The organism is Variovorax sp. 10L426, assembly GCF_056395305.1.
In genome coordinates this window covers 1-15,084 of the sequence record NZ_JBFTJF010000039.1, presented here as the reverse complement: position 1 = coordinate 15,084, position 15,084 = coordinate 1, and the positions used below count along the sequence as shown (strand labels likewise).

Annotated in this window: 15 protein-coding genes and 1 pseudogene; 9 read left to right on the top strand and 7 right to left on the bottom strand. The window is 66.1% G+C overall.

The window, feature by feature from the left end; genetic code table 11:
- Positions 1 to 4: 4 nt before the first annotated feature.
- The 8 genes and pseudogenes from AC1DHL_RS29400 to AC1DHL_RS29365 all read left to right on the top strand — a co-directional run bounded on the left by AC1DHL_RS29400 (position 5) and on the right by AC1DHL_RS29365 (position 6,451).
- The gene (locus AC1DHL_RS29400; protein ID WP_478104654.1) at positions 5 to 136 is read left to right on the top strand and encodes an acyl-CoA carboxylase biotin carboxyl carrier protein subunit; all 132 of its coding nucleotides are present in this window, start codon (positions 5 to 7) and stop codon (positions 134 to 136) included.
- Positions 137 to 176: 40 nt separating this feature from the next.
- Positions 177 to 1,769 carry an acyl-CoA carboxylase subunit beta gene (locus AC1DHL_RS29395; RefSeq protein WP_478164277.1) on the top strand — a complete coding sequence of 531 codons (1,593 nt, stop codon included), beginning with the start codon at positions 177 to 179 and terminating at the stop codon, positions 1,767 to 1,769.
- A 50-nt stretch (positions 1,770 to 1,819) separates the two neighbouring features.
- On the top strand, positions 1,820 to 3,133 hold the full coding sequence (locus tag AC1DHL_RS29390) for an MFS transporter (RefSeq protein WP_478164276.1): 1,314 nt from the start codon (positions 1,820 to 1,822) through the stop codon (positions 3,131 to 3,133).
- Positions 3,130 to 3,357 (top strand): hypothetical protein, encoded by a 228-nt coding sequence (locus tag AC1DHL_RS29385; RefSeq protein ID WP_478164275.1) that lies wholly within the window; start codon positions 3,130 to 3,132, stop codon positions 3,355 to 3,357. Before AC1DHL_RS29390 ends, AC1DHL_RS29385 begins: the two co-directional genes overlap by 4 nt.
- Positions 3,324 to 3,434 (top strand): annotated as a pseudogene (locus AC1DHL_RS29380) (putative sulfate exporter family transporter); the annotation flags it as partial. The gene AC1DHL_RS29385 and the pseudogene AC1DHL_RS29380, both read left to right, overlap by 34 nt.
- Positions 3,435 to 3,525: 91 nt before the next feature.
- Positions 3,526 to 4,140, top strand: coding sequence for a carbonic anhydrase (locus tag AC1DHL_RS29375; protein WP_478164274.1), 615 nt, complete (start codon positions 3,526 to 3,528; stop codon positions 4,138 to 4,140).
- Between the two features lie 35 nt (positions 4,141 to 4,175).
- The gene (locus tag AC1DHL_RS29370; protein WP_478164273.1) at positions 4,176 to 5,165 is read left to right on the top strand and encodes a Bug family tripartite tricarboxylate transporter substrate binding protein; all 990 of its coding nucleotides are present in this window, start codon (positions 4,176 to 4,178) and stop codon (positions 5,163 to 5,165) included.
- 2 nt (positions 5,166 to 5,167) lie between these two features.
- Positions 5,168 to 6,451, top strand: a complete 1,284-nt coding sequence (locus tag AC1DHL_RS29365) for a branched-chain amino acid ABC transporter substrate-binding protein (RefSeq protein ID WP_478164272.1) — start codon at positions 5,168 to 5,170, stop codon at positions 6,449 to 6,451.
- A 12-nt stretch (positions 6,452 to 6,463) separates the two neighbouring features.
- Here AC1DHL_RS29365 and AC1DHL_RS29360 read toward each other — a convergent pair whose 3' ends face one another.
- The 7 genes from AC1DHL_RS29360 to AC1DHL_RS29330 form a co-directional block, all read right to left on the bottom strand.
- Positions 6,464 to 8,362, bottom strand: a complete 1,899-nt coding sequence (locus AC1DHL_RS29360) for an alpha/beta fold hydrolase (protein WP_478164271.1) — start codon at positions 8,360 to 8,362, stop codon at positions 6,464 to 6,466.
- A 29-nt stretch (positions 8,363 to 8,391) separates the two neighbouring features.
- Positions 8,392 to 8,856: a MaoC family dehydratase gene (locus AC1DHL_RS29355; protein ID WP_478105949.1), complete on the bottom strand. Its 465-nt coding sequence runs from the start codon at positions 8,854 to 8,856 to the stop codon at positions 8,392 to 8,394.
- Between the two features lie 50 nt (positions 8,857 to 8,906).
- A complete protein-coding gene (gene phaZ, locus AC1DHL_RS29350; protein WP_478164270.1) occupies positions 8,907 to 9,794 on the bottom strand; it encodes a poly(3-hydroxyalkanoate) depolymerase in 888 nt (295 codons plus the stop codon).
- A gap of 78 nt (positions 9,795 to 9,872) precedes the next feature.
- Positions 9,873 to 11,369, bottom strand: a complete 1,497-nt coding sequence (locus tag AC1DHL_RS29345; protein WP_478164269.1) for a carboxylase — start codon at positions 11,367 to 11,369, stop codon at positions 9,873 to 9,875.
- A 4-nt stretch (positions 11,370 to 11,373) separates the two neighbouring features.
- Positions 11,374 to 12,834 (bottom strand): beta/alpha barrel domain-containing protein, encoded by a 1,461-nt coding sequence (locus AC1DHL_RS29340; RefSeq protein ID WP_478164268.1) that lies wholly within the window; start codon positions 12,832 to 12,834, stop codon positions 11,374 to 11,376.
- The gene (gene accC / locus AC1DHL_RS29335; RefSeq protein ID WP_478164267.1) at positions 12,831 to 14,282 is read right to left on the bottom strand and encodes an acetyl-CoA carboxylase biotin carboxylase subunit; all 1,452 of its coding nucleotides are present in this window, start codon (positions 14,280 to 14,282) and stop codon (positions 12,831 to 12,833) included. The genes AC1DHL_RS29340 and accC overlap by 4 nt, the downstream gene beginning before the upstream one ends.
- Before the next feature lie 2 nt (positions 14,283 to 14,284).
- Complete coding sequence (locus AC1DHL_RS29330; RefSeq protein WP_478164266.1) at positions 14,285 to 14,776, bottom strand: acetyl-CoA carboxylase biotin carboxyl carrier protein; 492 nt, start codon at positions 14,774 to 14,776, stop codon at positions 14,285 to 14,287.
- 76 nt (positions 14,777 to 14,852) lie between these two features.
- Between AC1DHL_RS29330 and AC1DHL_RS29325 the strand changes: the two genes are divergently transcribed.
- Positions 14,853 to 15,084, top strand: a 232-nt coding sequence (locus tag AC1DHL_RS29325) for an acyl-CoA carboxylase biotin carboxyl carrier protein subunit (RefSeq protein ID WP_478164265.1), incomplete at its 3' end; no start/stop codon positions are given.

Sequence of the window (15,084 nt, the reverse complement as noted above, 5' to 3'; positions counted from 1 at the left end):
CCTCATGGTCCTCGAATCCATGAAGATGGAAATCCCCGTCGTCGCCCCCGAAGCCGGCCGCGTCGTCGAGATCCTCATCGCCGAAGGCGCTCCCGTGCGTGAAGGCCAGGACATCGCGGTCTTCGAAGAGGAATGAGCGCCGTGAAGAACCAATGCGTTGAAGAGGGGGTATTCGCATGAGCCTCACGTTCGCACCAGTGGGCTCGGCCGTCAATGCTGCCGCCTTCGGCGTCTCCAGCTACGAGGAACAGAGCGCCGAACTGGCTCAACGGACTCTGGCCGTACTCGCCATGGGCGGCGCGGACAAGCTTGCGCAGCGCCGGGCCAGCGGCAACCTCAATGCCCGCGAGCGCATCGAGCAACTGCTCGACGCCGGCTCCTTCAGCGAGACCGGCATGCTGGCCGTCTCGGTGATGCCGGCCGATCGCGATGCTTCGCCGGCCGACGCCAAGATCACAGGCACCGGTCGCATCGAAGGGCGGCGCGTGGCCGTCGTTTCGAACGACATGACCGTCAAGGGCGCGTCGTCATCAGCCGTCAACATGCGCAAGATCGCACGCCTCAAGGACACGGCCAACCGCAGCGGCATGCCGCTGATCTTCCTCGGCGAATCCAGCGGTTCCAGGGTGCCCGACAGCCTGGGCGCCGAGGCGATGGCCGCAGCCGGCCAAGACCCTCAGCAGTACTGCCGGCGCCGTGAAACCCCGTGGGTCAGCGCGGTGCTTGGCCCCTGCCTGGGCTCATCGACCTGGTACACCTGCCTCTCCGATTTCGTGGTGATGCGCAAGGGCGCGTTCCTCGCGGTGTCCAGCGCAAGGGTCACATCGCTGGCGATCGGAGAGGCCGTCGAGTCCGAGGAACTTGGCGGCTGGAAGCTGCACGCCGAGCGCACGGGGCTGGTCGACATGGTTGTCAACAGCGACTCCGAGGCGCTCGCGGCAATCCGCCGCTTCCTCAGCTACTTGCCATCGCACGCAGGTGCCCGGCCACCCAGCCAACCGGCGACGGAGGCCGTTGCGCCCGACGCTGGCAAGCTCCTCGAACTCGTGCCGTCTGCGCGCAGCAAGACCTACGACATGCGCAAGGTCATCGCCGGCATCGTCGATGAAGGCAGCTTCTTCAATCTGAAGGACCGCTTCGGTCGCGCCGCCGTGACCGGCCTGGCGCGATTGAATGGCGAGAGCGTGGGCATCGTCGCGTCGAACCCAATGTTCAAGGGCGGCGCGATGGACCTAGAGGCCTGCCGCAAGGTCACTTCGTTCCTGGTGATGTGCGATTCCTTCAACATTCCGCTCATCTTCCTGGTCGATACGCCGGGCTTCCTCGTCGGTGTCGAGGGCGAGCAGAAGGCCGCGCCGGCGCACATCATGAACATGGTCCACGCCTTGCAGTTGTGCAGCGTGCCCAAGCTGTCGGTGATCCTGCGCAAGAGCTACGGCCAGGCCTACATCAACATGGGCGGCGGGCGCAACAGCGACGCGGTGGCGGCATGGACCAGCGCCGATGTCAGCTTCATGGACCCGCAGATCGGCGTGAGCGTGCTCTATGGCATCCGGCGCGAGGACGACCCCGAGCGCTTCGACCGCCTGAAGGCCGAGTTGAGCCGTGACACCTCGGCCTACGCACTGGCGGGCGCCTTCGGCGTGCAGTCGGTGATCGCCCCGCAGCAGACGCGGGCCTGGCTGATCGAAGGCCTGGCCACCCATCGCCGCGAGCGCAGCGGCGGCATCGGCCAGCACGAGATGCGTTCGTGGCCGACCTATATCTGAGCGCATTTCGCATCCGCACCAACAAGAGACAACCCCAAGAGACAACTGCCATGAATCCCTCCCTCCCGGCCAATGCCGCCATCCCCCTTTCCACCGACCCGGCTCGGACGTCGCGTGTCTACGCGTGGTCGGTCTTCGCGCTCACCTTCGGCCTGATGCTGTCCGACTACCTGTCGCGGCAAGTCATCGGCGCCGTCATTCCGGCCATCAAGGCCGAATGGTCGCTGTCGTATTCCCAGCTCGGAATGCTGGTGAGCGTGGTGTCGCTCGTCGTCGGCGTGCTCGTGGTGCCGATTTCCCTGGCTGCGGACCGCTGGGGACGCGTCAAGAGCATCACGCTGATGGCCTTCGTGTGGTGCCTGGCGACCGTGGCCTGCGGCCTGGCGCAAAGCTACGGGCAACTGCTCTGGGCGCGAGCATTCGTCGGGCTCGGCGAAGCGGCCTACGGGGCTGCAGGGGCCGCACTGCTCGCGCATGTGTTTCCCGCAAAGCAACGTGCCGCGGTGCTGGGCACCTTCCTGTCGGCGAGCCTGTTCGGTTCGGTGCTCGGGGTGGTCCTCGGGGGCGCCGTTGCGGCCCAGTCTGGATGGCGCATGGCCTTCCACGTCGTGGGTGCGCCGGGCCTGCTGCTGGCCCTGATCTATCCCTTCGTCGTGCGCGACTACAAGACCGTGGCGTTGACCCCCGCGGGCCAGGACGACGCCACGCCGAAACGATTGAGCTTCGCCCAACTCGCACGTGAAGTGTTTGCCGCACGCTCGGGCAATTTCGCCTACCTCGCGAGCGGGCTGCAGATGGCGATGCCGGCCATGCTGATCGCATGGCTGCCGACCTACTTCGGCCGTTACCACGACATGGACGTCAAGAAGGCCGGCCTGATGGCCGGCGTGGCGGTCCTCGCGGCGGGCATCGGCATGGTCTTCGGCGGCGGCTTGGCGGACCGGCTGAGTCGCAATCACCCGCAACGTCGCGCCCTGGTGCCTGCAGCCTATTCGGCGCTGACGGCGCTGGTCCTGATCGCCGCCTTCTCGCTGCCGCCCGGTCCGCTGGGACTGGGCCTGATCTTCCTCGGCGCCCTGTTCGCTGCGGCGCAAGGCGGATGTTCAAGTGCCATCGTTTGCGATGTCACTCATCCCGGCGTGCGCGCAACTGTCGCGGCCACGATGACCCTGGCCAACAACTTGATCGGCCTGGCGCCGGGTCCGCTCATCGTCGGCATGCTGTCGGACCTGCTTGGCCTGAAGCTCGCGCTGACGCTGACGCCGATGATGGCGCTGGCGGCGGCGGTCTTCTTCGTTCTCGCCTCGCGAAGCTACGTGGCAGACGCGGCACGCAATGCGGCACGAGGCACGAAGTCCCAATGAACCTCTCGACAACCTGGTCCGGCTGGCGCGAGCCCGCCCGCACGAATTTCCACGGCGTCCTGATGTCGGTGGTGGTCGCGGTGGCCGCCATCTCGCTGGCCGAGCATTACCACGTGTCGGCGATGCTCTTCGCCTTGCTGCTCGGCATGGCGCTGAATTTCCTCTCGACCGAGGGCCGGTGCGTTCCGGGCTCTCCACGGCCGCCATGGTGCTCTATCCGATGATCGTCACGGCGCTCGGGCTCGGGAGCGAGCATGCGGGCGTCTTCCTGGGCGGCACCATCCACGACGTGGCGCAGGTGGCGAGACCGTGTTCCTCGCGATCCTCGTGGTCGCGTTCATATTCCTGGCCCGCTGAGGCCGTCGAGATCTCAATTCCTGGAGGGTGTAGTGATGATGAATGCACATGAAGCACTGCTGAGTCTGCAACAGGGCAATGAGCGTTTTGCGTCGGAGGTTCATACCGGCGAGCGGTTCATGCAGCAGATGCGAAACGTCAAGACAAATTTCAAGCAAAGCCCGTTTGCGATCATCCTGGGCTGCTCGGACTCGCGCGTGCCGGTCGAGATCGTGTTCGACCAGGACCTGGGCGATCTGTTCGTCATTCGCGTTGCCGGCAACATCGTCGCCCCTTCGCAACTGGGGAGTGTCGAGTTCGCCGCCGAGCAATTCGGGACGCCGCTGGTCGTGGTGATGGGGCACTCGCACTGCGGCGCCATCCTTGGAACCCTGGAGCGACTGCGCCGGCCTGCCGAGGCGCGTTCCCCGCACATTCGCTTCTTGGCCGAACACATCGAATCGGCCGTGGCCGGCTTGTTGGCACCGGAACTCGGCTATGACCGGGAAACGCTGATTCGCAAGAGCGTCCGGGCGAATGTCGAGCAATCCGTGGCGCAACTTCGCCACGGATCGAAGATTCTGGAGCGCCTGATCGACCTCGGCCAACTGCGCGTGGTCGGGGCCGAATACTCGCTGGAAAGCGGCCGGGTCGAGTTCTTCGACAACTAGGGCCTGTTCACACTACTGAAGACAACAGGAGCAACATGCCTTTCCACTTTCGCCGCCGCAAAGGCCTCGCTGCGATCCTTGCGGCCGCATTCGCAGCGCTGGCGGCTCCTGCCGCGCTCGCGCAGGCTCCGTCCGACAAGGCCCTTCGCATCATCGCGGCCGGGCCGGCCGGCGGCTCCCTCGATCTCGTGTCTCGCCTACTGGCGCAGGGCTTGCAGAAGGAACTGAACCGGCCGGTGATCGTCGAGCCGAAGCCCGGCGGTGGCGGAGTTCTGGCGGTCAACGACCTGATGCAATCGCCGCACGACGGCAGCACGGTGCTCGTCTCGCTCAATGCGATGGTCAGCGAGATACCCCATGTCGTCAAACTGCGCATCGACATGTTCAAGGAGGTCAAGCCGCTCGTCGAGTTGTCGCGCGCCGGGCTCGTGATGGTCGGTAGTCCGTTAGTGCCGGCGAAGAACCTCGGCGAAGTGATCACCTATGTGAAGGCCAACCCGGGCAAGGTGAGCTACGCCTCCTACAGCGCCGGCACGATTTCGCATGTGATGGGGCTGCAGCTGAACAAGGCCGCCGGCACCGACATGTTGCACATCGCGTACAAGGGCACGCCCCCGGCGCTGGCCGATGTGATGGGCGGGCACGTACAGTTGATGTTCGCTGGAATCACGAACTCGCTCCCGCTGATCAAGGGCGGCAAGGTCGTGCCCTTCGCCGTCAGCCTGCCCCAGCGTTCGCCCATGCTGCCCAATGTGCCGACATTCACCGAGCTGGGCTACCCGCAACTCGAGGCGGTCGGCTGGAACGGCCTGTGGGTGACGCCCGACGTGCCATCCGCGACGCAGAACAGTCTGCGCGAAGCCGCCCTGAAGGTCATGACTCAGCCAGCGACGCTGGAGCGTTTGAAGGACCTGGGGCTCGAACCGGGGCAGCCGCGTACGCCGGACGAATTGACGAAGGCGCTGCGGACCGACTACGACCGCATCGGTGCCGTACTGAAGTCAATCGACTTCAAGCCGGAGTGATCATGAATTCAAGCCTTCTGACGCGCCGCGCGGCATTGACGTCCATCATCGCTATGCTCGGCGCGGTGACGGCTTCTGCGGCCGACGGGGCGCCCTCATCGCCAATCCGCCTTGCGCTGATCGAGAGCATGAGCGGCCCCTTCGCCAATACGGGTGAAGCGGTGTTCCGCAACCTGCTGTGGGCGGTCGAGCGCGTCAATGCGCGCGGGGGGGTGAAGCTGCCCGGCGGCGCGCGCCTCCTGCAACTGGATCGCTACGACAGCAAGGGACAAAACGAAGAAGCGCTGTCCGCGCTGCGCGCCGCGATGGACGACGGCGCGCGCATCGTGATGCAGGGCAACTCTTCGGCGACTGCCGCGGCGCTCATCGATGCGATCGAGAAGAACAACGAGCGCGATCCGTCGAAGCGTGTCCTCTTCCTCAACTACTCGGCCGTCGACCCGATCCTCACCAACGAGCGCTGCAGCTTCTGGCACTTCCGCTTCGACGCGCATGCCGACATGCGCGTGACCGCGCTGATGCAGGTGCTCAAGGACGACAAGGCGCTCCAGCGCGTCTACCTGATCGGCCAGGACTACAGCTTCGGCCAGGCGGTGCTGCGCGAATCACGACGACAGCTTGCCGAACTGCGGCCCGACGTGCAGATCGTTGGCGACGAGCTGCATCCGATGGGCAAAGTCAAGGATTTCGCCCCGTATGCGAGCAAGATCCTCGCCAGTGGGGCGCAGGCGGTGATCACGGGCAACTGGGGCAACGACCTCACGCTGCTCGTGAAGGCGGCGCGCGAGGCGGGCTTCAACGGCACCTTCTACACCTTCTACGGCAATGCGCTGGGGGCGCCGGCGGCGATCGGCGACGCCGGCATCGGCCGCGTCGTCGCGGTGGCCGACTGGCTGCCGAACGTGCAGACACCGCAGTCCGAGGCCTTCTACAAGTCCTTCCGCGCGCGCTTTCCCAAGCCTTCCGAGGACTACGTGCACATGCGCATGCAGTTGATGATCGAGGCGCTGGCCCAGGCGATCGAGCGTGCCGGCAGCACCGACACGGTGGCGGTCGCCCGTGCGCTAGAAAAGGCCCATGTCACGCTCGCGGGCCAGAGCGGACACATGCGCGCTGAAGACCACCAGTTCCAGCAGACGCTGGTGGTCGGCATGATGGACAGGCAAGGCGCGCCCGGCGTCAAGTTCGACGTGGAAGGTTCCGGCTACGGCTTTCGCGTCGTGAAGACCATTCCAGCCAGCAAGGCAGAGATGCCCACAAGCTGCAGGATGATTCGTCCGGAATAAGCTGTGCGAACCTCAGGTTTCCAGGACGTACTCGCCCGGCGCGGCGCACAGCGGGCGATAGGCGCGCGAGCCGGGTTTTTTCGGCGCGTCGACCTGCGCGCCTGAACGCTGCTGCATCCACGCACGCCAGTGCGGCCACCAGCTTCCCTCGTGGCGCACCGCGGTGCGGGCCCATTCATCGGGATCGGCCTGGCTGCTGGGTGCGGTCGAGAAGAAGGCCTTCGGCGCCCCCGGCGGATTGATCAAGCTCTGCAAGTGTCCGGCGTTGGCCAGGACGAAAGTGGTGTCGTCGCCGAAGACGCGCGCCGTCGCATAGCAGCTCTTCCACGGCGTGATGTGGTCGGTGATGCCGCCGATCACATAGGCGCCGATGTCCACTTTCGACAGGTCGATCGGAACTCCCTTGATGGTCATCGTGCCCGCGTTGACGTAGGGATTCTTCTCGATGATGTCCAGCAGGTCGGAATGGAACTGTGCGGGCAGCCGCGTGGTGTCCGCATTCCAGGCCAGGATGTCGAAGGCCGGCGGCTTGTTGCCCAGCAGGTAGTTGTTGACCCAGTAGTTCCAGATCAGGTCGTTGGGCCGCAGCCAGGCGAACATGGTCGCCATCTCGGAGCCCTCCACCACGCCCTTGCTGCGCGAACGCGCCTTTGCCGCGCGCACCGCCGCGGGCGAGTTGAACAGACCGAGTGTGGTCTCGCTCATCGCGCGTGCACCGTCGAGCACGCACACGGCCCACGACACGTTGGCCACCTTGTGGTCTCCGATGCCCGCGAGGTAGCCCAGGTACGCCGCCAGCGTCATGCCGCCCGAGCACGAGCCCCACATGTTCACGTCGGGGCTGCCCGTGATCTTGCGCGCCACGTCGACCGCCTCGTCCAGCGCCATGGCGTAGCGCTCCAGGCCCCAGTCGCGGTGCTCGGCGGTGGGATTGCGCCAGCTGATCATGAACATCTGCACGCCGCTCTCGACGGTCCACTTCACCAGGCTCTTCTCCGGCGCGAGATCGACCGCGTAGTACTTGTTGACCTGCGGCGGCACCATGACGAGCGGGCGCTGGTACACCTTCGGCGTGGTGGGCGTGTACTGGATCAGCTCGAAGATCTCGCAGCGGTAGACCACCTGGCCGGCAGAGGTGGCCATGTTCTCGCCGATCCTGAACGGTGTGCTGTCGACCTGCATCGGCATCATGTGGTTGTGCCGCATGTCGCTCACGAGGTTCTTGACGCCCTTCAGGAGGCTCGCGCCACCGGTGTCGACGACCTTGCGCACCGCCGCGGGATTGCCGAGCAGCCAGTTGCTCGGCGCCAGGGCGTCGGTGACCAGCGCGGTCAGGAATTGCGCCTGACCTTTCTCGCGCTCGCCCAGCCTGGACCCGGCGATCAGGCTGTTGAATTCGTTGTGCGTGAGCAGGTAGTTCTGCATCAGGCGCTTGTAGACGAAGTTGCCTTGCCAGGCGGGGTCCGCGAAGCGACGGTCCTTGGCGTCGGGCGCGAGCTCCGAGCGGCCCTGCACGATCTCGCCGAGCGATTTCGCATACTTGGCGAGCGACCCGACCGTGGCGCCCGGGGACACTTTGGCCAGCTTGAGCAGCGACTGGGTGGCCTCCGCAAAATCGGCGGCCCGCAGCCCGATGAGCGGGTTCGGCGCCAACGTGTTCTCGCTGGCGCGCGCGACCAGGTCGGTGAGTTCGTTGACCACGGCCATCGGATCGGCGGTCGTGCGGGCGGACTGCCTTGCCGGCTTGGCCGCCTTGGCCGACTTCGCCGCCCTGGGTGGCGCGTCCTTCGCGGGCGTTTGCGTGGCGGCCTTGACCGAGGCGCGTTTGCGTACCGATGTCGAACCCGGCTTCGGCGTCGCCGCCTTCTTCTTCAGGGGTTGCTTGCCGGCGGCCGATGATGTTGTCGCCATGTTCTTGTCTCCTCGTGCTTCTTCGGCCGTCAGGCCATCAGCATGGCCATCGAGTGTGCCACCAGGGCGGGCTTTTCCTCGCCTTCGATCTCGATCGAGTTCTCTGTGATGAGCAGATGGCGGCCGTTGCCCTTGTCCTCGATGGATACCACGCTGATGTGATTGCGCACGCGCTTGCCGGCACGCACGGGCGCGATGAAGCGGACCTTGTCCAGTCCGTAGTTCACCGCCTGCTTGAGCTTCATGTGCGAGAACAGCACATCGAAGCCCGTGGGCGCCAACAGTGACAGCGTCAGGAAGCCGTGGGCGATGGTGCCGCCGAAGGGACTTTCCTTGGCGGCCCGTTCCATGTCGACGTGGATCCATTGCGCGTCGTTCGTGCAGTGGGCGAACTCGTCGATGCGGGCCTGCTCGATGGTGATCCACGACGAGGAGCCGATGCGCTGACCGACGAGGCCGGCGAGGGATTCGAAGGTGAAGTCGGGAGTGCTCATGGCGAAAGGGATTTTGGAAGGCCGAACAAAAAACCAGGCACCCCGAAGCTTCAGGGCCTGTCCAGGAAGTCGCGGATGGCCGCGACGGATTCCTCGGCGCGGGTCATCAGGAACATGTGCCCGCAGTCGAGAACCTTCAGTTCCGAATGCTGGATGAGCATGTGCATGAGCTTCGCGTTGGCCAGTGGCACCAGCGGATCGTCCGCGCCCGCCATGAGCAGCGTGGGCTGGCGCAGGCCCGCCAGCCAATGCACGCTGGTCCATCCGGAGGCGGCGAGAAGCTGCAGGTAATAGCCCAGCCGGGACTTGTACTTGACGTGGCGGAACAGCTCGGCGGCCAGCGCAGGGTCCTGGCGAAAATCACCGCCGTAGATGTCCCCGCTGATGTTGCGCGAGTACTCCGCATTGGTGTAGCGCTTCGGCGTCGCCATCTTCCACAGCACGCTCGGGCTGGCCGGAACCATCACCGCGCCCGGTGCGGTCGCACAGAGAATGAGCCGGCGGCAGCGCTTGCGGCAGGTATAGGCGAACTCCTGCGCGGCGGCGCCGCCCCAGGAGACGCCCAGCACGTCTACCTCGTCGATGCCGAACCGGTCCAGGATCTGTGCAGCCAACCGGGCGATTCCGCCGAGCCGGTACGGCCAGCGCGGCAGTTCCGACCCGCCGACGCCGGGGATGTCGAAGATGACGATCTCGCGCTCGGGCATGCGTTCCGCGAGCGGAGCCAGCAACTCGATGTTGCCCCCGATGCCGTTGAACAGCAGCAGGGGCACGCCCGTGCCGTTGCCCGGCTTGCGTCCGACGCGCACATGCATGGGGTTCGCCGGCGTGCCGAGTTCCATCATCTCGATGGCAAATGGGCCCGGCGCTGGGGTGGAGTTGGCGCGGCGCGTTGCACCGCGTGCGGCGGCAGGATGTTGGAGTGTGGCTGTAGACATGAGCCCGATTGTCGGAGCGCGCAGTTGATGTCGCGCAACTCGCGACGCAGGATTTACCCTACCTGGAGTTGGCTCTCCTCAGGTCGCGCTCAGCGAGAAACCGCCGGACACCTGGACTTGCGCCTTGCGTTGGCGCTTGGCCACGCCGGCCAAGAGGTCGACCACCGGGTGCCGGAGGCTGAAGCTGTCTTCCGTTGCCGTCGGCCCGAGGCCGTTGATCTTCTCGTCGCCGTACATGTAGCGCAGCAGCAACTCATCGTCGCCGATGTTCTTGTAGCGCTGGCGCAATCCTGGCAGCACCGGCTCGATGGTGGGCGGTGTCAGGGCCACGTCTTTCGAGCCGTTGGCGATGATCCGATCCTTCACGTTCGCGTCCACCGGCAGCGGCAGCTCGCCGAAATAGCCGCAGACGTACTTCTTCACCTCGTCGGGCACGACCTTGTAGCGCTCGCCGTTGAGCACGTTCATCACAGCCTGCGCCGAGACGATCGCGGGATAGGGCGTGACCATGATCGGCGAGCCGAGTTCCACGCGCACCCGCCCGATCTCTTCCAGCACCGCCGGCATCTTGTCGGTCATGCCGGCGAGCTTGAGCTGGGATTCCAGGTTGCTCATCGCGCCGCCCGCGTACTGGGTGATGTAGTGGCTCGGTTCGTACTCGGCAGGAACACCGACCGGTTGACCCTCGCGCTCGGCCAGTGCGCCGAAGTACTCACCGACTTCGTCCAGCAGGCCGTCGTCGACCTTCACGTCGAAGCCGATCTCGCGCAGGTTGCGCGCGATCATCTGGCTGGCCGGCAGCGAGTTGCCGTTGGCCAGCGGGTCCACGGCTGTCAGGATGCTGTCGGCGCCATGCACCGCGGCCTCGATTGCGAGCCAAGGCCCGAGTCCGGTCAGGCAGTGAGTATTGAACTCCAGCCGCTTGTCGCCAATGGCCTGCTTGATCGCCGGCACCAATTTGCGCACCCGATCGATCGTCAGGATGCCAGCCGCGTCGGCCAGCATCACGGTCTGCACTCCGAACCGTTCCACGCCTTCGCGTGCCTTGTTGACATACAGGGCATCGTCATAGCCGGGCGCGATGTTGTAGCCGAGTCCAAGGGTCACATTGGCGCCGAGCCGACGCGCCGTGGCGATGCTCGAAGCGAGGTTCTCGTTGCACAGTAGGGCGTCGAAGACTGCGATCTCGCGGATGCCATTGGCGATCTGCCGTTCGACGAAGAGGTCGGTAATGTCGTCGGCCACCGGAAAGAAGCCGCGCATCAAGTTGCTGCGTATGGCGGCACGCATCGGTGTGCGCGTGATTCGCTCGCGCAGCAGACGGATGCGCTCGAACGGGTCCTGGTTGAGGAACAGCACGCTGGCATCGAACTGGACCAGCGCGATCGCCTGCATCGAGAGGAAGCCGGCGCGGTCCATCCGTTCGGCGATTGGCAGCATCTGCTCGGTGCGCATGCGGGTGGCCCACAGGCACTGCTGGCCATCGCGCAGCGTGTCGTCGGTCAGGTGGATGGTGCGGCGCTTGCCGGTGCGAGCGGTTTCCGCCGCAACGAGTCTCTTGAGGTGTTCGAGCATGGCTTCAGCCCTCCGTGCCTTGGATTTGGATCGAGACGCCGGGGCCCTGCACGCTGAGCTGCGCGTAAGGCGCGGCGCGTGCCGTGAGGCCGGCGAGAAGGGCTTCCGCAGGCGTCACGCCCGCGTAGCGGAGTGCTTCGGGCGAAGCGGCTGCGGGCAACGCTTCGGGCGCAACGCCGCAGGCCTGTGAGATCACCAACGCTGCATCGCTCACCTCGGGGTGGGCTGCGTGCAATGCACCCACCGACAATGCGACGGCCGTCGGCAGCGCACCGACGCGTTGGGCGAGCCGGGCATCGACGTCCTTCGAGGCCGGCCCGTAGACCTGTTGCAGGGCCCGCCGAATGCCGGGCCGAATCTCCGCATAACGGGGCGTGCCCTGCACGTGCAGCAGCGCCTGCTCGGCAATCGGCCACGCAAAAGGCGCCAGCATCGGAGGCGCGCCGACTTCGCCTCGCACGCGGGCGCATTCGTTGGCGAACACGTGCAACTGGTGCGTGAGGCCTGCTTCGGCGAGCTTACGCATGAAATGCGCGGCGATCTCGCCCGGCATCTCGTGCGCATAGGGAGCGAGGTCGAAAACCCAGGCGCGAGCCGGCGCGAAGCCGTGGTAGTCGGCCATCTCGGAGAGAAGCCGGTCGGCCTCGCCAACGGCGTGCAGCAAGCTGGCGGGCGTTCCCCGCTCGAGAAGGCGCAGCGATTTGAGCAACGTGCCAAGTGCCGGGACCGACGCGCCGTTGGCCACCGGCGCGCATGCGGTGTCGAGCCCGTCGATGCCGAGACGCACGGCCTCGAGCGCGACCATGGGCGCAAGCGCCGTCTGGCAGCGCAGGTGCAGATCGAGCGGTGTGCCGCCGAGGCCGCGTCGCAGGGCGGGCAGCAGGGTGGCCAGGCGGTCGGTGGTCAGCAGGCCGGCCTCGTCGCGGAGCATCACGCGATCGGCGCCAGCCAGCGCGAGGGCCGCTGCTCTCGTGCGCAAGTCATCGTCGCCGTGCGCCGAATCTTGCGCGAACGGCAAGGCGGCGATGGTCGTGAGGCCAAGCGCCTTGGCCGCCTTCAGCACCGGCGCCATGCGCTCGATGACAAGCAGCGGGTCGATCAGCGCGATCTCGGAAACGCCGCGTCGCGCCAGTTCGCGCAGCCACAGCGTGGCGACTTCGGTCGAGATGACGTCGCAGCCGCGCCGACCATGGTCGGTCAGCAGCGAAAGGGCCGCGCGCAGCGGGACGCCGGGGCAGCGCTCGCGCAGCAACTCGATGCGCTGCCACGGGTTTTCGCCGCGCGCCACGCATTGCTGCAGCGTGGCCAGCGAGGCGATCTCGACCGCCGCGGGGCGTGTGGCGGCCAGTCGCTGAGCGAGGGCGAGCGCCATGGGCGTCGTCATTCCGCCGGCCCAGCGCGCGCTCTGGCCGTCGGTCAGGCTGACGTCGGTATAGCGCAGTACAGGCAGCACGACATCGGTCATGGCTGTGCTCCGATTTCGGCCTGCGCCGCCTTGGCAGCCTGGGCAGCCGCCTTCTGCGCGGCCTTGCGTTCCGGCAGGAAGGTCTCCTCGACCCAGCGGGTCGTGACCTTGCCATTCACGAAGTCGGCGTGCGCGAGGACCGCGTCATGGAAAGGCGCGGTCGTCGAAGGGCCTTCGACCCGCAGGCCGCCGAGCGCCTGGCGCATCCGCGCGATGGCCTGTTCGCGCGTCGGCGCATGCACGATCAGCTTGCCGAGCAGCGAGTCGTAGTAGGGCGGCACCGTGTAGCCCGCATAGCAGTGGCTGTCGACGCGAATGCCTTCGCCGGACGGCACGTCCCAGCGCGAGATCAGGCCTGGGCGCGGCAGAAAGTTGCGGTCCGGGTCCTCGGCGTTGATGCGGCATTCGATCGCGTGGCCCTGCAATTGCACGTCGGCCTGCGTGAACGACAGCGGCAGTCCGGCAGCGACGCGGATCTGCTCGGCTACCAGGTCGAAACCGGTGATCATTTCCGTCACCGGGTGCTCCACCTGGATGCGCGTGTTCATCTCGAGGAAGAAATACCGGTTATCGCGCTGGTCGACCACGAATTCGATCGTGCCGGCGCCGCAGTACTCGGCGTTGCGGGTCAGGCTCACGGCGCACTCACCCATGGCGTGGCGCATCGCCTCGTCGACGGCGGGGGAGGGTGCCTCCTCGATCAGCTTCTGGTGGCGGCGCTGCGTCGAGCATTCGCGCTCACCCAGGTAGACCACATTGCCGTGCATGTCGGCCATGACCTGGATCTCGATGTGACGCGCGTGCTCGATGAACTTCTCCATGTAGAGCGTGGCGTCGCCAAAGGCCGATTGCGCCTCGTTGGAGGCGGAACTCATCAGCGATTCGAGTTCGCTCTCATCCCGGACGATGCGCATGCCGCGGCCGCCGCCGCCCGCGGTCGCCTTGATCAGCACCGGATAGCCGATCTCGGCGCCGACGCGCCGCGCGTGCGTGACATCGGAGAGGGCGCCCGAGCCCGGCACGCGGGGCACGCCGGCCTTCTGCGCCAAGCCCACCGCCGTGATCTTGTCGCCCATCGCGTCGATGGCGTCGGCGGAGGGGCCGACGAACACCAGCCCGGCCTCGACGCAGGCGCGCACGAAGGACGAGCGCTCGGAGAGGAAGCCGTAGCCGGGATGCACCGCATCGCAGCCGGTTTGCAGGGCCGCCTCGACGATCTTGTCGGCACGCAGGTAGCTTTCAGCAGCGAGCGGAGGACCGAGCACGACCACCTGATCGGCCATCTTCGCGGCGAGCGTTTCGGTGTCGGCCTCGGAGACGCCGACGACGGCCTCGATGCCGAGGCTGCGGCAGGCACGGATGACGCGCACGGCGATCTCGCCGCGATTGGCCACGAACACGCGCCGGATGTCGCGCTTCGCCACGGGGATGGAAACAGTCTCGCTCATCATCAGGCCCCCAGCGTCGGCTTGATCAACATCACGATCTGGTCGTGCTGCACCGGCTTGCCGTTCTCGATCACGATGCGTTCGACCGTGCCCGTGACACCGGCCTTGACCGTGTTGAACATCTTCATGACCTCGACCAGACACACCGTGTCGTCGGCCTGCACCGTGCTGCCGATGGTGACGAAGGGCGGTTGATCGGGGCTCGGACGCAAATAGAAGCTGCCGACCATCGGTGCGCGCACTGCGACCAGGCCCTCGGGGACCTCCGTCAATGCTTCCGGCGCGTTGGCCGGAGAGGCGCCCACGGGCGATTCGGCCTGGTCGGCGGGGCGGGCGGCCTGCCTTTGAGGTGTCCGCTCGACCAGGGCCGACGAGGCGCCGGGCTTGCGGGCGTGAAGTTCGAAATCACCCACTGTGACGTCAAGGGATTCGAGGTGTGCGGCGCTGTCCAGGATTTCGAGGATGCGACGTACGTCGGTATGGGATAGGGGCATGGCCTTTGTCTCCAGTACGGCGGAAGTGTCCGCCTTTCGTTGGCGCAGCGTTTCGCTGCAATGCCTCGATTAAATCATGGGCACATTCGTATTGTCAACAATCTTAATGTCGAGTAAAGTTCAGGCATCCGACGCTCAACCGCCATCCAACGAGGCACCCCCACCCATGACCACACAGACAAAGATTCGCTCCGAGATCACCGGCACCGTTTGGAAGATCCTGGTAAAGCCCGGCGACACCCTGCAGGCCGACGACACCCTCATGGTCCTCGAATCCATGAAGATGGAAATCCCCGTCGTCGCCCCCG

Coding starts and splice junctions, on each gene's coding strand:
- AC1DHL_RS29330 (WP_478164266.1), bottom strand. CDS start 14,776: ATGCCCCTATCCCATACCGACGTACGTCGCATCCTCGAAATCCTGGAC.
- AC1DHL_RS29400 (WP_478104654.1), top strand. CDS start 5: ATGGTCCTCGAATCCATGAAGATGGAAATCCCCGTCGTCGCCCCCGAA.
- AC1DHL_RS29360 (WP_478164271.1), bottom strand. CDS start 8,362: ATGGCGACAACATCATCGGCCGCCGGCAAGCAACCCCTGAAGAAGAAG.
- phaZ (WP_478164270.1), bottom strand. CDS start 9,794: ATGTCTACAGCCACACTCCAACATCCTGCCGCCGCACGCGGTGCAACG.
- accC (WP_478164267.1), bottom strand. CDS start 14,282: ATGAGCGAGACTGTTTCCATCCCCGTGGCGAAGCGCGACATCCGGCGC.
- AC1DHL_RS29345 (WP_478164269.1), bottom strand. CDS start 11,369: ATGCTCGAACACCTCAAGAGACTCGTTGCGGCGGAAACCGCTCGCACC.
- AC1DHL_RS29385 (WP_478164275.1), top strand. CDS start 3,130: ATGAACCTCTCGACAACCTGGTCCGGCTGGCGCGAGCCCGCCCGCACG.
- AC1DHL_RS29365 (WP_478164272.1), top strand. CDS start 5,168: ATGAATTCAAGCCTTCTGACGCGCCGCGCGGCATTGACGTCCATCATC.
- AC1DHL_RS29395 (WP_478164277.1), top strand. CDS start 177: ATGAGCCTCACGTTCGCACCAGTGGGCTCGGCCGTCAATGCTGCCGCC.
- AC1DHL_RS29390 (WP_478164276.1), top strand. CDS start 1,820: ATGAATCCCTCCCTCCCGGCCAATGCCGCCATCCCCCTTTCCACCGAC.
- AC1DHL_RS29355 (WP_478105949.1), bottom strand. CDS start 8,856: ATGAGCACTCCCGACTTCACCTTCGAATCCCTCGCCGGCCTCGTCGGT.
- AC1DHL_RS29370 (WP_478164273.1), top strand. CDS start 4,176: ATGCCTTTCCACTTTCGCCGCCGCAAAGGCCTCGCTGCGATCCTTGCG.
- AC1DHL_RS29375 (WP_478164274.1), top strand. CDS start 3,526: ATGATGAATGCACATGAAGCACTGCTGAGTCTGCAACAGGGCAATGAG.
- AC1DHL_RS29340 (WP_478164268.1), bottom strand. CDS start 12,834: ATGACCGATGTCGTGCTGCCTGTACTGCGCTATACCGACGTCAGCCTG.